General features: G+C 48.6%; 14 protein-coding genes and 1 tRNA gene. 11 read left to right on the top strand and 4 right to left on the bottom strand.

Annotation, left to right across the window (positions count from 1 at the left end):
- Positions 1-235 precede the first annotated feature (235 nt).
- The 6 genes from EL173_RS09460 (at position 236) to EL173_RS09435 (ending at position 7118) form a co-directional block, all read left to right on the top strand.
- The gene (locus EL173_RS09460) at positions 236-2899 is read left to right on the top strand and encodes a cation-translocating P-type ATPase (protein WP_014571409.1); all 2664 of its coding nucleotides are present in this window, start codon (positions 236-238) and stop codon (positions 2897-2899) included.
- 60 nt (positions 2900-2959) lie between these two features.
- The gene (locus tag EL173_RS09455; RefSeq protein ID WP_005689905.1) at positions 2960-3397 is read left to right on the top strand and encodes a hypothetical protein; all 438 of its coding nucleotides are present in this window, start codon (positions 2960-2962) and stop codon (positions 3395-3397) included.
- A 384-nt stretch (positions 3398-3781) separates the two neighbouring features.
- Positions 3782-4777 carry a tryptophan ABC transporter substrate-binding protein gene (trpX, locus tag EL173_RS09450; protein WP_005689903.1) on the top strand — a complete coding sequence of 332 codons (996 nt, stop codon included), beginning with the start codon at positions 3782-3784 and terminating at the stop codon, positions 4775-4777.
- Positions 4774-5673, top strand: a complete 900-nt coding sequence (locus tag EL173_RS09445; RefSeq protein WP_005689902.1) for an ABC transporter permease — start codon at positions 4774-4776, stop codon at positions 5671-5673. The genes trpX and EL173_RS09445 overlap by 4 nt, the downstream gene beginning before the upstream one ends.
- Positions 5666-6418 (top strand): ABC transporter ATP-binding protein, encoded by a 753-nt coding sequence (locus EL173_RS09440; protein WP_005689900.1) that lies wholly within the window; start codon positions 5666-5668, stop codon positions 6416-6418. Before EL173_RS09445 ends, EL173_RS09440 begins: the two co-directional genes overlap by 8 nt.
- A 247-nt stretch (positions 6419-6665) precedes the next feature.
- Positions 6666-7118 (top strand): SprT family protein, encoded by a 453-nt coding sequence (locus tag EL173_RS09435; protein ID WP_015764538.1) that lies wholly within the window; start codon positions 6666-6668, stop codon positions 7116-7118.
- Here the strand turns inward: EL173_RS09435 and EL173_RS09430 are convergent.
- Positions 7115-7579, bottom strand: a complete 465-nt coding sequence (locus EL173_RS09430; protein ID WP_005685396.1) for a GNAT family N-acetyltransferase — start codon at positions 7577-7579, stop codon at positions 7115-7117. The genes EL173_RS09435 and EL173_RS09430 overlap by 4 nt on opposite strands.
- A gap of 112 nt (positions 7580-7691) precedes the next feature.
- Positions 7692-7777, bottom strand: a tRNA-Leu gene (locus tag EL173_RS09425).
- A gap of 502 nt (positions 7778-8279) precedes the next feature.
- On the opposite strand from EL173_RS09425, the gene EL173_RS09410 reads away from it, so the two are divergent.
- The gene (locus EL173_RS09410) at positions 8280-8885 is read left to right on the top strand and encodes an ECF transporter S component (protein ID WP_005689892.1); all 606 of its coding nucleotides are present in this window, start codon (positions 8280-8282) and stop codon (positions 8883-8885) included.
- A gap of 104 nt (positions 8886-8989) precedes the next feature.
- Positions 8990-10159 carry a M20 family metallopeptidase gene (locus tag EL173_RS09405; RefSeq protein ID WP_046783046.1) on the top strand — a complete coding sequence of 390 codons (1170 nt, stop codon included), beginning with the start codon at positions 8990-8992 and terminating at the stop codon, positions 10157-10159.
- A 96-nt stretch (positions 10160-10255) separates the two neighbouring features.
- On the opposite strand, the gene EL173_RS09400 is transcribed toward EL173_RS09405, so the two are convergent.
- Positions 10256-11089: an aldose epimerase family protein gene (locus EL173_RS09400; protein ID WP_005689888.1), complete on the bottom strand. Its 834-nt coding sequence runs from the start codon at positions 11087-11089 to the stop codon at positions 10256-10258.
- A 453-nt stretch (positions 11090-11542) separates the two neighbouring features.
- Between EL173_RS09400 and EL173_RS09395 the strand changes: the two genes are divergently transcribed.
- Both EL173_RS09395 and EL173_RS09390 read left to right on the top strand, forming a co-directional pair.
- Positions 11543-12106: a restriction endonuclease gene (locus EL173_RS09395; protein ID WP_005685400.1), complete on the top strand. Its 564-nt coding sequence runs from the start codon at positions 11543-11545 to the stop codon at positions 12104-12106.
- Between the two features lie 33 nt (positions 12107-12139).
- Positions 12140-12970: a sugar phosphate isomerase/epimerase family protein gene (locus EL173_RS09390; protein ID WP_005689886.1), complete on the top strand. Its 831-nt coding sequence runs from the start codon at positions 12140-12142 to the stop codon at positions 12968-12970.
- Here the strand turns inward: EL173_RS09390 and EL173_RS09385 are convergent.
- Complete coding sequence (locus tag EL173_RS09385; RefSeq protein WP_005689885.1) at positions 12967-13266, bottom strand: hypothetical protein; 300 nt, start codon at positions 13264-13266, stop codon at positions 12967-12969. The genes EL173_RS09390 and EL173_RS09385 overlap by 4 nt on opposite strands.
- A 593-nt stretch (positions 13267-13859) precedes the next feature.
- On the opposite strand from EL173_RS09385, the gene EL173_RS09370 reads away from it, so the two are divergent.
- Entirely contained in the window at positions 13860-15041 is a 1182-nt protein-coding gene (locus EL173_RS09370) for a thiolase family protein (protein ID WP_005689883.1), read from the top strand.
- Positions 15042-15052: the final 11 nt, after the last annotated feature.

Genomic DNA, 15052 nt, shown 5'->3' with positions numbered 1-15052 from the left:
CTCCGACTTCTAACCGCGCCGGTTCGCGCTCACTACTCAGGAACTTGCGTAAGCCTGCCTAGACCTGATATACTTTACTCAACCTAGGGGAGTAACTAGCAGAGCATATCTGCGACAACGTCACCAACAAGGCTATGTCTGGTGTTGTCTTAAATAGTGAGACTTATGGATCTACTGCTGGTAGGCCATAAGTCTCTTTTTGGCTACCGGCCCAAAGAAAGAAGGAGGCACTATTTTGGCAAAGAAACCGCCATATGCATTAAGCAGTCAAGAAGTTTTGCAAGAAGAAAAAACGCAATTGACTGGACTATCTAAGGAAACCGCTCAGACTCGGTTAAATGAAAATGGGCCAAATGAACTCGCCCAGGCTGAAAAGAAGAGCATGTTGGCGCGCTTTTTGGATCAGTTTAAGGACTTTATGATTATTGTCCTGTTAGCTGCTGCTTTGATTGCCGGGTTCTTATTAAGTGAATGGGCCGATGCGGGTATTATTCTCGCGGTCGTCTTATTGAACGCGGTTTTCGGTGTTTTCCAAGAAAGCAAGGCTGAAGAGGCCATTGATGCGCTTAAAGAAATGTCCACTCCTAACGCGCATGTTCGTCGGGGTGATCAAGTACTCACGATCCCTAGCAGCCAGCTGGTTTTAGGTGATATTGTGTTGTTGGAAGCAGGGGATGTGGTACCTGCTGATTTACGGTTAGTGGAAAGTGCTAACTTAAAGATCGAAGAAAGCGCGCTAACCGGTGAAAGCGTACCGGTCGATAAGACCAGCGAACCGTTGACGGGTGCGGATGTTGGTATTGGTGACCGGACCAACATGGCCTTCATGAACAGTAACATCACCTATGGCCGCGGGGTTGGCGTTGTAGTCGCAACCGGGATGCAAACCGAAGTCGGCCGGATTGCCGGTATGATTAATTCTGCCGAGGAAACAACCACCCCGCTGCAAGAAAATCTCAAGAGTCTTGGGAAGACGCTGACGGTGATGATTCTTGTTATTGCTGTCATTGTGTTTGCAGTCGGGATTTGGCGTAATGCCGCCAGTTTACCGGAGATGTTCCTGACCGCGGTTTCGCTGGCTGTTGCCGCTATTCCGGAAGGGTTGCCGGCTATTGTCACGATCATTTTGGCATTGGGCACTCAAAAAATGGCAAAGCGGCATGCATTAGTGCGTAAACTGCCAGCAGTTGAGACTTTGGGTAGTACCGACATCATTGCCAGTGATAAAACCGGAACACTGACCCAAAACAAAATGACGGTTGAAAAAGTTTATTATGATGGCCAGTTGAACGCTGCCAGCGCAGGTATCCACGGTGGCAATCCTTTGATGACCATCATGAATTTTGCCAACGATACGCAGGTTCAAGATGATGGTCAATTATTAGGCGATCCGACTGAAACAGCGCTAGTTGCTTATGGTAAAACCCAGTCCTTTGATCTTACTAAGGAACTTGCTGCAGAACCGCGGATTGCTGAAGTACCGTTTGATTCCGAACGTAAATTGATGACGACGCTTCATCGCCGCCCGGATGGTAAAATCTTGGTTGCCACGAAAGGCGCACCGGACGAATTGCTTAAGCGGGTGACGAATTTAGCCACCGGTGATAACGTTGCGCCTCTGTCTGACAGTGAACGCGATGCCATTTTGAAAGCAAATAAAGACATGGCCACCCAGGCTTTGCGAGTACTGGGGATGGCTTATAAGGTAATCGATGCGGTTCCGGATACGGTTAACTCAGAAACTGTTGAACAACATCTGACTTTTGCAGGGCTCGTCGGGATGATTGATCCGGAGCGGCCAGAAGCACAAGCAGCGGTTGCGGAAGCTAAATCGGCTGGTATTCGGCCAATGATGATTACCGGTGATCACCGCGACACGGCCGAAGCGATTGCGGTCCGCCTTGGCATTATTGATCAAGGTGATGATGCTGCCGTTATTACCGGTGCCGAACTTGATCAACAAAGCGATGAAGAATTTGCTAAGAATGTCGGCAAATACAGCGTGTACGCACGGGTTGCACCAGAGCATAAGGTTCGAATTGTGAATGCTTGGCAGAAAAAAGGCAAAGTGGTTGCCATGACCGGCGATGGGGTTAACGATGCCCCTGCGTTAAAAGCAGCTGATATCGGTATTGGCATGGGTATCACCGGGACAGAAGTTTCAAAAGGTGCTTCGGACATGGTGTTGGCCGATGACAATTTTGCAACGATTGTGGTCGCGGTTGAAGAAGGCCGAAAAGTCTTTTCCAACATTCAAAAAGCGATTCAATATCTCTTATCGGCTAACCTTGGTGAAGTTTTGACCTTGTTCATGATGACAATGTTAGGCTGGGATATTTTAGCGCCGGTTCACATTCTTTGGATTAATCTGGTGACGGATACCTTCCCAGCGATTGCACTTGGGGTGGAACCGACTGAGCCAGGGATTATGAAGCAAAAACCGCGCGGGCGGAAGTCCAACTTCTTCTCTGGCGGCGTGGGCCCGGCCGTGATTTGGCAAGGGATTCTTGAAGGCTTGTTGACATTGGGCGTTTACTGGATTGCTATCACTTATCCGGTCCATAGCGGTGAAGCGGCGATGCATGCGGATGCTTTGACCATGGCTTATGCAACTTTAGGCTTGATCCAACTCTTCCATGCTTTTAACGTTAAGAGTATCCATCAAAGCCTGTTTACAGTGGGTGCATTCCGGAATAAAGCATTCAACTGGGCGATTCTGGCATCCTTCCTGTTGCTGGCAGTGACGATTCTGGTTCCGGGCTTTAACGGGCTTTTCCATGTCACCACCCTTGATTGGCATCAGTGGATAACGGTTCTTGGCGCGGGCGTGACGATGATTGTGATCGTCGAGATCGTGAAGGTGTTTGAACGCGCTCGGCGTCGACGTTTGGCTAAATAAAAAACAAAGTGGCAGGTCAGCACTGACAACCACGTGCTTAAGAGAGGATTCGTGCTTTTCATGAATAAGCAACAAATGAAGTTGGCGCATTATGGTTCGACCATTAATGATGTGGTGGAACAGATTCAGGCTAATCAAGATAAAATGGCACCATTGTTCGAACCGTTGCGAAAAGCAATTGATGCAGATCAGTTAGCTGAATATGATCGGGAGACCTATGAGGATACTCAGGTCGTTTTTCGTGAAGGAACCGCTCAGTACCAAAAGTTATTAACTCGGTTGCAACAAGTGGCAGTTCCGGCGCGACTGGCTGGGCCGCATCGTACGTTGGTTCATGACTTTGCGGCTTTTACCGCAGCGTGTGAAGCAATGACTGCCAGCTTAAAACCTGACTTAGAAGTAGATGTGCCCGCCTTTAATGCTTCCGAAAAGGCGCAGGATGAGACGATTCAGAAATTTACCAAGCAGATTCAAAAAATCTCGCTCATCTTGCAATGATTTTTCTTGACATGAAATGTTTACTCATGTACCTTTAATCTAACATCTCATCAAGTATAAACGAATGGAGGAAACCCACATGACAGCATTGCTTACCTTAAAGAACTGGCAAAGCCAACTTTAGGTAGGTTGCGGATGCAGCCTGCCAGACGCGCAGGTTGTGTCTATGTTGGCTTCCGATTTACTGTCCGCATAGATACCCAATCACGGGGCTATGCGGTTTTTTTATTGCCGCGACGGCCTGAACCTGTCGCGGTATTTTTATTGATACAAAAAAGGAAAGGTTAACCGCAAAGTAGCTTTAACCACGCGGAATATGTCGATATCACATTAAAGGATCGACATCACCAAAGCTATTGGAATATTCAAAATGGAGGCAAGCGCATGAAACGAATGCTTGGATTTATGATCATCATCTTTGGCTTTTTGGGTATTGCTTATTTTCAAAGTGGCACAACCGCGCAACAGACGCAGACAAAGCCGACTGTCGGCATTTTGCAGCTGACAACCCATCCGGCGCTTGATGCGATTCATAAGGGCATTATCGCCGGATTGAAAGATAAAGGCTACGTGGCGGGCAAGAATATCAAGATTGATTTTCAAAACGCGGAAAATGATCAGAGCAATCTGAAGTCAATGTCAGAACGCTTTACTGAGGAACATGCCGCTGCAACAGTCGGTATTGCTACGCCTGCAGCTCAAGCACTAGCCAATGTGAATCAAAAGACGCCGATCATCTTGGGGGCAATTACGGATCCAGTCGCAGCAAAGTTGGTTAAAAATGTTAAAAAACCAGGCGGCAATATTACCGGGGTTTCCGATCAAGCCCCGATTGCAGCTCAATTGAAACTTATCCGGCAGATCATGCCTGATGCGAAAACACTTGGCGTCATTGCGACTTCCAGTGATGATTCCGCACAAACCCAAGCCAAGATGGTGGCTAAACTAGGCCCCAAAGAAGGGTTCACGGTTAAACGGTATGCGATTAGCTCGACCAACGATCTTAACCAAGTGGCGACGCAAATGGTAAGCCAGGTGGACGCGGTGTTTGTGCCGACTGATAATACGGTGGCGAGCGCCATGCAAACTTTAGTGGCAGCGGCTAACGCACGAAAGGTTCCGATTTTTCCAACTGTGGATACCATGGTTAAACAAGGCGGGGTGGCAACGATCGGACTTAATCAATTTGATTTAGGTGTTGAAACCGGGCATATGCTGGCGGATGTTTTAAAAGGCAAAGCCAAACCGGCCACGACGCCGATCCACTTTGAAAAAACCGGCCGACTTATTTTAAATGAAAAACAAGCGCAGCAGTTGGGGATAACATTGCCGAGTTCGTTAGTGAAACAGGCAGACGCGAAAGGAACGGTGATCAAATGAGTTTAGGGGTTTCTGCAATTGGGCAAGGATTGTTATACGGTTTAATCGGACTAGGTCTCTTTTTAACATTTCGGGTGTTGGACTTTCCAGATATGACGGTTGAAGGAACATTTCCCTTTGGCGCAGCAGTGGCCGTCAGTGCGATTACTCACGGTATTTCCCCGATTATCGCAACCTTGCTCGCAACGGTAGCAGGGATGCTTGCCGGGCTGGTGACGGGGTTGTTAACTACCAAAGGCCGAATTCCGGTGCTACTTGCCGGGATCCTGGTCATGACCGGCTTATTCTCGATTAATTTACGGATTATGGGACGGGCCAATTTATCTTTGCTACATCAGGCTAATCTTTTCCAAGGATCGTTCTTAAAAGACTTGCCGCCTTACTTTAATAGCGTGGTTGTTGGTTTAATTGTTGTCGTCATCGTCGTCGGATTGTTGATGTTATTTCTGAACACCCAGTTAGGTCAAGGGTTCATTGCGGCGGGTGATAATCCGAATATGGCGCGGAGTCTGGGGATTAATCCTGATCATCAAATGGTTCTGGGCTTAATGGTTGGCAATGGGCTGGTTGGGCTTGCAGGTGGGTTGCTCGCTCAAAATAATGGCTATGCGGACGTGAACATGGGCATCGGGATCATTGTTATCGGGTTAGCTGCTATTATCATCGGCGAAGTTGTTTTCGGTGAGTTGACTTTGTCGCAGCGGTTGGTGGCAGTCATCTTAGGGAGCATTATTTACCGCTTTGTCTTGCTGGTTGTCTTGGCGCTAGGCTTCAATGCCGATGATTTGAAACTGATCTCGGCGGTCGTGTTAGCCATTGCCATCATGGTGCCGCAAATTGATCATCAATTACGATTACGACGTGTGTTGCAGAAAGGGGTGCAGATCCATGGCTGAATTAAAGTTGGATCACGTGACGGTTAATGTGCCAGTTGCAACTCAAGTCAAGACCTTGTTGCAAGATGTGACGCTGACGGTTAAGACAGGTGAATTCGTCACCGTTTTGGGTCATAATGGTGCCGGTAAATCGACCTTATTCAATGCGATTACCGGTGATCTACCAGTTAGCGGCGGCACGGTCACTTTGGCTGGCCAAACACTCAACGGGCGCCGTCCTGAGCAACGTGCTCGACACATTGCCAGAGTTTTCCAGGATCCGAAAATGGGAACCGCCCCGCGAATGACGGTTGCTGAGAATTTATTACTAGCCAGCCATCGTGGTCAGCGCCTAGGGTTACGTTCCCGGGGGTTGAATGCACAAAAAGCCCAGCTAAAGGCTTTGGCCGCAAAAACCGGTAATGGTCTGGCTGAGGCGCTTGATAAGCCAACGGAGCAGCTTTCAGGTGGACAACGGCAGGCCTTGAGCTTGTTAATGGCCACCATGCGCAAACCGGATTTACTGTTGCTTGATGAACACACAGCAGCCTTAGATCCCCACACCAGTCAGGCAATTATGGCGTTAACGAACGCGATCGTTTCGGAGCAACAGTTAACCTGTCTGATGATCACCCATCAAGTTGAAGACGCGTTACGCTATGGCAACCGGCTCATTGTGCTAGATGCCGGCCAGATTGTGGCAGACTTCGATCAAAAACGAAAAGCAGCATTGAAGCGTGCCGATGTCTTAGCCTTTTTCAATTAAGCGAGTGTGAAAAAGGTAGGCAAATTTGCTTGTGATGGCTCATTTGCTTGGTCAATGCGCAAGTTTCATGGTTAGAAAAAAGGAACGGTTCAGGTGGACGTCTGAACCGTTCCTTTTTGTAGTCTGATGAATAGTGAGATGAACATACTCAACAGGTATCGGATAGTCTCGCAAAGTAGCCTGATACAAATGGTGCAATTGGTGACGTGCTGATGTACACTATTGGCTCGGAGGTAACGATGAGACAATGACAAACCAAGAATTACAAGCACGTGTGGAAGCCATTTCTATGAGCGCATTTCACCAACCGTTCAACCACCAAGCCGTGTTTAATGCGCGATTGCGAACTACTGGCGGCCGGTTTTATCCTGCGACGATGAATCTGGATTTTAACCCCAAAATTTTTGCGCTTTATCCATCTGATGTCACGGATGGCATCATCAAGCATGAATTGGTGCACTACCATTTGTTCGCCCAGCATCGCGGCTATCAACATCGCGATCATGACTTCAAACAGTTACTGGCAGCAGTTGGCGGCTCGCGTTTTGCTCCGTCATTGCCGATGAACGGCCGACACTATGTTTATCAATGTACAAGGTGTGGCCGGCAATTTGTTCGGCGCCGACGGATTAATGTCAACCGGTACGCGTGCGGTGTCTGCCGTGGCAAATTACGACTGCAGGCAACACGAAATAACTAATTGAGCGGCTTTTGCAGGATTAAATTGACTGGCTGAAACCCGGCGCGGGCATAGACTTCTCGTGCGGTTTGATTACCGCTGAGGACGTTCAGTTGAATAAAAGAGGCTTGATGACTGGCAGCGAATGCCTCGACCGCTGTCATGAGGGTTTTGGCTAGGCCGTGATGACGATGATCCGGCGTGACAAACAAGTCAATCAACTGCGCAAAGTGTTGTGGAACGAATTCGGGGCTGTCCCCGGTTCGAGCTAAAACGACCAATGCAAAGCCGGTAAGTGTGCCTTGGCTTTCCGTGACGAATAGGCGAGCCAGATCATTCTGCAAGTAATCAGCAAAATACTGCCGATTGTCGGTGGTTAAGGGCCGGTAAGTATCCGGCGCCAATGCAGCCATCTCTTGAGTAAGCTGCTGATAAAGATGAACAATCGCCGGCAGATCGACAAATTGGGCTTCACGAAGCATCGAATGGGACTCCTTTCAGAGGCTTAATATTTTTCAAGCCGGGCCATGATCAGGTATAAAATAAAAAAGATCCGATCAACAGTAATACCTTGTTGATCGGATCTTGCTATGATGCGGGCAAGAAGACTCGAACTTCCATGAGCAAAAATGCTCACAAGATCCTTAATCTTGCGCGTCTACCAATTCCGCCATGCCCGCATGACTAATTAAGCACAAGAAATATTATAGGAAAACGTGAGATTAAAGTCAATAGAAATTTACTAAGCGCGAACCGGCGCGCTTAGAAACCGGAGTGTAAGTGGCCTTAAGCGTAATGGCCGGGCTTGGGCCATTACGCTTAAGGTACTTACACGCAGGTTTCTGCGCCGGTGAGCGCGTTATGGGCGTAAACTAGAACACAAGTGGCCTCAGGCGTGATGGCCGGGCTTTGGCCATTGCGACTGAGGTCCTTACACGCAGACTTCTGCGCCGGTAAGCGCGTTAAAAGGGCGTAAGCCAGAACACAAGCGGCCTCAGCGGTAGCTAACACTGGCGACCGCAAGCAATATTGTCAAATCAGGGACTATTGCCCCAACATGAGCCATACCTGAAGGCAATGGTCTGCTTTGATTGAATCAGCAACAGCAGAAAACACAATATAAACAAACGTAAACGTCTATAATTTGATAAAATTAGCTATAAACGATTAGGAGGTGTCAGCATGACACGTCGCGGAAAAGCTTATAACATTGCGATCATTGGTATTTTGGGAGCTTTGATTATTTTGCAAGCCTATATTCCAATGGTTGGTTATGTTCAGATTTTTCCCGCTTGGCCGGCTATTTCGACTATTCACTTGACCGTCATCATTGGCGGGATCGTATTGGGCTATGGCGGAGGTGCCAGCCTTGGCTTATTATGGGGATTAACGAGTCTGATTCGCGCTTATACATCAGCGGCTGACCCGGTAACTTTACTGCTTTTTCGCAATCCAATTATCGCGTTGGTGCCGCGAGTCATGGTTGGTTTGGTTGCAGCTTTTGTTTTTCATCAATTATTCAAACGCCACCAGAGTACGCTGGCTCAAACTATTAAAATGGTCATCGCCGGGGTTGCAGGCGCTTTAACCAACACATTGCTGGTGATCGGCTTTACCTGGTTGTTGTTTGCCAGCAAAGCCGCGCAAATCGTTCCAGGGGCCAATGCAACGAATTTAGGTTGGCTGTTGATTACTGCCTTGGCCATTAATGCGGTGGCAGAGGCGGTGCTCGGCGGGATTGTCACCCCAATCTTAGGTCAGGCATTGTTGCGCTTTAGAAGAAAATAAGGCTGCGTTAAAAGACTGGGTTGCGTGTTCGGAATAATGGTGTTGATAGCACCTGATGTGACTAGATGAACTCAGTCATGGTGGCGATTTGGATCGTTAAGATGATGTATTTTAAAAGTGGAGGCGGTAGTTTGACAGACGAGGAACAACAAGTTACTGATCTATTGCAGGCGATGGTTAGAATCCCCAGTGTGGCAGCAAAAGAAGGCCAAGTGGCGGACTTGATCGAAGCCTTTTTGGCCCCGGAACTAAGCGCAGGGTTGATTAAGCGTGAACGTATCAGTTATGCGCCGGGACGCGACAATTTAGTTTTGACGATTGGTGATTCTAATGCGCAGCGCTGGTTAGGGGTTGACGGGCACATGGATGTCGTGGATGCAGGCGATCCCAACAAGTGGCAGTTTCCTCCGTTCTCAGCCCAGATTGAAGATGGTAAATTGTATGGCCGCGGGGCGACGGATATGAAATCCGGACTTGCCGCTGCTGTGGTTGCGTTTAAGCAAATCGCGCATGAAGAGCTTGATCATGGCGTTCAGTTGATGGCAACCGTGGGCGAAGAAATCGATAACTACGGTGCCCGCCAACTTGCGGCTGCCGGTTATGGTGATCGGTTGACCGGTCTTTTGGTCGCAGAACCGGGAAACAGCAATGTGGATGCGGCTGAACGTGGCATTATTGACTATACGTTAACGGCTCAGGGCAAGGCGGCGCATTCTTCACGTCCAGATCTTGGGGCTAATGCCATTCACGGCTTATTTGCTTTTGCCAATGCCGCATTAACTGCCACCGCGCCGCTTCAAGCTAAAGATGATCCGATTCTGGGTCACGCTACCCACAACATCGATATTATCCATGGCGGGAATCAGATTAATTCATTACCGGAGTCTGCTTATTTACGCGGCAACATCCGAACAACCATGATTGCTGATAATGATGCGTTTATTGCCGCTTTGAAGCAGGCTGCTAAAACATCAGTACCAAAAGGGGTTCACCTATCACTTTCGATTGATTCGGTTTTAAGTGCCGCAGCGGCTGCACCCGATAATGCGTTAATTCAAAAAGTCCAGCAGGCACGGCAGCGGATCGGTTTGCAGCGCGGGGCTGTGGCCTATCGAACCGGCATAACCGATGCGGCCTTATTTTTCCACGATGGTTTGGACTTGGCTATTTACGGGCCAGGTAATGACACTTCGCACGAAACCGATGAATATGTTGACCTCCAAGACGTGTTCGACAGTATTAAGGTTTACAAAGATGTCTTTAAAAATTATTAGTGTCAACTAATACCAGTAGAAAAAGCCTTGTGACGGTGAGCAGCTCATTCAACGTCCAAGGCTTTTTGTAGCGATTAGTTTGGTTAGCTGATTGGATTAACGGTCTGGCGTACTGGCCTTAATCCTGCTCAACTGATATTCAGCGTGGTGTTGCCAAGTTGCGCCGGCAGCAAGTGTCCACGCGTTGCCGGTTAAATTGTTTTCGGGAGAAAATCCGATTGCAACATGAGGTTGTCCCAGAATGCCGTTAAAGTTGTTATCGGGTCCGATGTTAGCAAACGAGTCAATGCGGGTGGCCGGCGCATCGGTGGCATAGTGCAGTTGCCAGTCACCGGTGGCTAAGGAGAATCTATGTGCAGGCGAGATTTCTGGCTGTTGCTTGATGGTACTTTGCTGGTGGTCAATGGTTAACTGAGCGTGTAACATTGTTTGGGCGGGATCGGCTGTCAATAACCATGGCAATATCAATCGTGGATGAAGTCGGATTTCGGCAGTGGTTTTAACGGCCATATCGATGGTCCAGACATTGTCATTATTCAGTCGGTGCGTAACCATAAGGGAGCGCTCGCCCGGTTGTCCATCAGCGTTTTCAGGTAAATTTAGAGAAAAGGTAATGGCTAAGTCAGCCGTTTGACTGGTTTTCACCGCCCAATTCCAATTCTGCCAAGCTCCGGGGATCGTTTTAGGGTCATCTGGTGCAAGCGGACCGGTCATGGCGCCGAAAAGACCGGGTTGATGCAGATAGTCTTCTAAAGTGACGAATCCAAGCAATAAGTTAGGATCCAACCCAGTCGTAGTGGGCAACCGGACTTGCTGAACACGAGCGCCGAAAGTTAAAAATCGCAGCGTCATTTGCTGATCGTTAACTAATGTGTATTGCGTAATGCGCTCACTGCCAACTTTGGCAAAAATTTTGGCGCTTAGTTTCATGACGAAAACGCTTCCCTTCTCAATAAATTAAGCCTACAGAAAAATTACCTGAGTTTCAATGCAAACATGGCGTGAATCTGCTAGGCTTGATAAGGATCATGTATTTGATGGTGTGAAGATCGCGTGTGTCGCGGCGGCTTGCGGTCACCATAACGCGCTCCCCGGCGCAGAAGTCGGATCACGCTCACCATAACGCGTTCACCGGCGCAGGGATCGGAGTGTAAGGACCTCAGCCGCAATGGCCAAGCCCAGGCGCCATCACGCCCAAGGCCACTTACACTCCGATCCCTAAGCGCGCCGGTTCACGCTCATAACGCGTTCGCCAGCCCAGAAACCTGCACATAAGGACCTTGGGCGCAATGACCAAAGCCCGGTCATCACGCCCAAGGCCACTTATGCGCCGGTTTCTAACCGGGCTGGCTCACGCTCACTTAACTAGAAGGGTTTAGAAGCATGAGAATTTTACTTAAAAAGGCCTACCATTTGTTGTGGGGGTTGTTTGTATTGGCCCTTATTTATAGTTTTTGGGCCCGCACTATTTTGCCTCGGCAGTTGCGACCTTATGGCGATCCTGCCAGTTTTACTATTATTAGTTTATTTGTGGTGATCAATGCGTTGTTGCTGTACCATCATCATTTTCGGTTTCGAGATTTGAAGATGGAGAGCGTGGACATCATGGAAGGTGAGAAGTTTGAGGAATTTTGTGCCTATTTATTAAAACGCAATGGCTTCAAGCGTATTCAACTTACTCAGGCTTCGGGTGATCAAGGCATTGACATTATTGCACAAAAAAAAGGCCAGTCATTCGGCTTTCAATGTAAGCGATACACTGGCTTTGTTGGGAATAAGGCGGTTCAGGAAGTTTGGGCAGGGCATCATTATTATCAACTTGATCAAGCTGCGGTCATCACCAACAGTGAGTTTTCCGACTCCGCGATTGCCTTAGCTGACGACCTGGGGGTGATGTTAATTGATCGCAAGAAGCTTAAACGCTTGATGCGCAGATTACCGAGCTAGAATGGTCATTGCTTTTAAGGAGGTTGGCAATTCATGTTGTTGGGTTTAAAAGCCAGTACCGATGAGCGCCAGATTCGTGATCGATTGCAGTATCATCCTGACGTTTTTGAGTTTCACTTGACGGAAGCAGATTTTACGGCGAGTGGCTGGCAACATTTTTTGAAAATGGTTGCCTGGGTTCAAAGTCAGGTGCCGACTGTTGTTTTTCACCACCCGATGCGATTTCGTGGTCAGCGCAATGAGTTAGCGATGAATCCGACTAAATATCCAGCCAGGTATGACTTTCTGATGACCAGTTCCGTTAAGCTTATGACACTGGCTAAAAAAGTGAATGCCACGGCACTGATTCACGGTGGTTACCGCGTGGACACCCCCGGAGATTATGCCGGATGGCGTGACGTTGCAAAAGCACAAGATGTGGCATTGGCTCGCATGATTGCGTTTGCTCAAGAGGCGCCGGGACATGTGGTATTTGAAAACTCGATGTCGCCAATCTTTAGGTATGGCGATCCTGCGTTTGAGGCGCGTTTACTGCGCTGGCGGCTACCATTGGCTTATGATACTAGCCATACTTTTATCACGTTACGCGGGGATAATGAGCGACTTATCGCCAGTCTGCGCAACCTAAAACCATTAGTACGGCATTATCATTTGGTTGACTCAATGGGGCAGACGCATGACAGTTTACCTTTGGGAGAAGGTCGAATTGATTGGTACCGCGTTTTACCCCAGCTCAATCCTAACGCCAGCCGGATTTACGAAATCGGTTTGAAAAATCAGTTTGATTGCCAAGAAATGATAGCCAGTCACCATTATCTGGAAAAGGTTGCAGCAAAGTTGGCGGCGGCAAAACATCCGGCCTAGTTAAGCAAAAGACCAACTGGCCGGTGGATAAAGCCAAAAAGTGCACGGGTGCCGCCTGCATCTGCAAGATAAAGAAAACGTGATTGTAAGTCAGGCTGATTTAACAAAAGTTGTAATTCCCACACGCGTAATGGCGATTTTCGATCAGGTTTGGGCTTAAAGATTAATTGTGGCTGATCATTTTGGGTTTTCAAAATAAAATCATCAAAACGACTTGGTGCTGGTGTTGTATTTAACAGTACTGGGGCGTTTTTACTTTGGTCAGCGAGTAAGGCGAGCAAATCAATGACGCGCATCAACGGCACCTACTTTCTATGGCTAAAAGTTAAGGATTGGTGAAGACGGGTGTTACTTCCGAAAAGAATCGCATACAATTTAAACAGTTTAACATGAACTTATGTAGCTAGACATAAATGCAATCTCGGCTAAAGGGACCGGAATCTGGGCGATTAACGGTGCAAGCCACGATTTAGATGTTTTGTTTTTCGGACTGTGATAAACTATAACGGTTTTTCTGAGCGGGCATTGGTGTTATGTAGCGGTTGCTCAGGTCAGCGATGGGATCTTCTTCGATGTATTATAACGCATGTTTGAATTGGGTTCTTGACTGGGCGGCTCGCGCTCACCATAACGCGTTCGCCAGCCCAGAAACCTGCACATAAGGACCTTGGACGCAATGACCAAAGCCCGGTCATCACGCCCAAGGCCACTTATGCTCCGGTTTCTAACCGGGCTGGCTCACGCTCACCATAACGCGCTCCCCGGCGCAGAAGTCTGCGTGTAAGGACCTTGGACGCAATGACCAAAAAGCGGTCATCACGCCCAAGGCCACTTACACTCCGACTTCTAACCGCGCCGGCTCGCGCTCACATTTTGAAAAGGGGTTATTATGGAAAAAGTTGTGATTCTTAGTGCCAAGCGGACGCCGATTGGAAAGTTGGGCGGTGAGTTAGCAGGTGCTAGTGCAGTGGATTTAGGTGTTACTGCAGCTAAGGCGGCGATTAAAGCAGCACGGCTTGATCCGCAACAACTGGATCAAGCAATTTTCGGGAATGTTTTGCAGGCTGGATCGGGCCAGAATGTTGCGCGGCAGATTGCGTTGCATAGTGGCATGGCGACGAACTCCACGGCCATGACGATCAATGAAGTTTGCGGCTCTGGGCTAAAGGCAATTCGGTTAGGTCAGGCGGCGATTCAACTAGGTGAAGCTAACGCGGTACTTGTCGGCGGTACCGAGAGTATGAGTCAGGTACCGTATTATGCTGAGGCAATGCGGGCCGGGCATAAGTTTGGCGATACTGCGTTGGTGGATGGTCTTAGTCGCGATGGGCTAAACGATGCTTTTAGTCAGCAACCGATGGGGATTACGGCGGAAAATGTTGCCAGCCGCTTTCAGATCAGTCGTCAAGCGCAAGACGAGTTTGCACTGCGCTCTCATCTGCGTGCGGCCGCTGCTGCTGCAGAAGGCCGGTTTAAATCACAAATTGCACCGGTGACCATTTCCGGCCGACATGGCGATGTCACGATTGACACGGATTCGGCGATTCGACCGGATACATCATTAGCCCAGTTAGCAAAATTACCGCCAGTTTTTGAAGTTGGCGGTACCGTCACGGCGGGTAATGCTAGCGGGATTAATGACGGGGCGGCTGCATTGATTCTTATGGCGAAGTCAAAAGCCGAGCAGTTAGGCCTCCACTATTTGGCTACCATCACTGACTATACAGAAGTCGGGATTGACCCGGACATCATGGGTTATGCGCCTAAATTAGCGATTGACCAGCTAATGCAAAAAACCGGACAAACTTTAACAGCCATTGATCAAGTGGAATTAAATGAAGCATTCGCCTCGCAAAGTGTTGCCGTGATGCGTGACTTAGGACTGACTGACGAACAGGTGAATATCAATGGCGGAGCGCTTGCTTTAGGCCATCCCTTGGGAGCATCCGGCGCGCGGATTATGGTTTCATTACTGTATAATCTGGCCGAACGCAGGCAACAAACCGGTATCGCGGCGTTATGTGTCGGTGGTGGTATCGGTATGGCGATGCAAGTTACTTTGCATGATTAGGAGCAGATTAA

The organism is Lacticaseibacillus rhamnosus (genome assembly GCF_900636965.1).
In the GTDB taxonomy this organism is placed as follows: Bacteria; Bacillota; Bacilli; order Lactobacillales; family Lactobacillaceae; genus Lacticaseibacillus; species Lacticaseibacillus rhamnosus.
The sequence above is the reverse complement of the archived record's forward strand: the minus strand, read 5'-3'. Positions and strand labels throughout refer to the sequence as shown.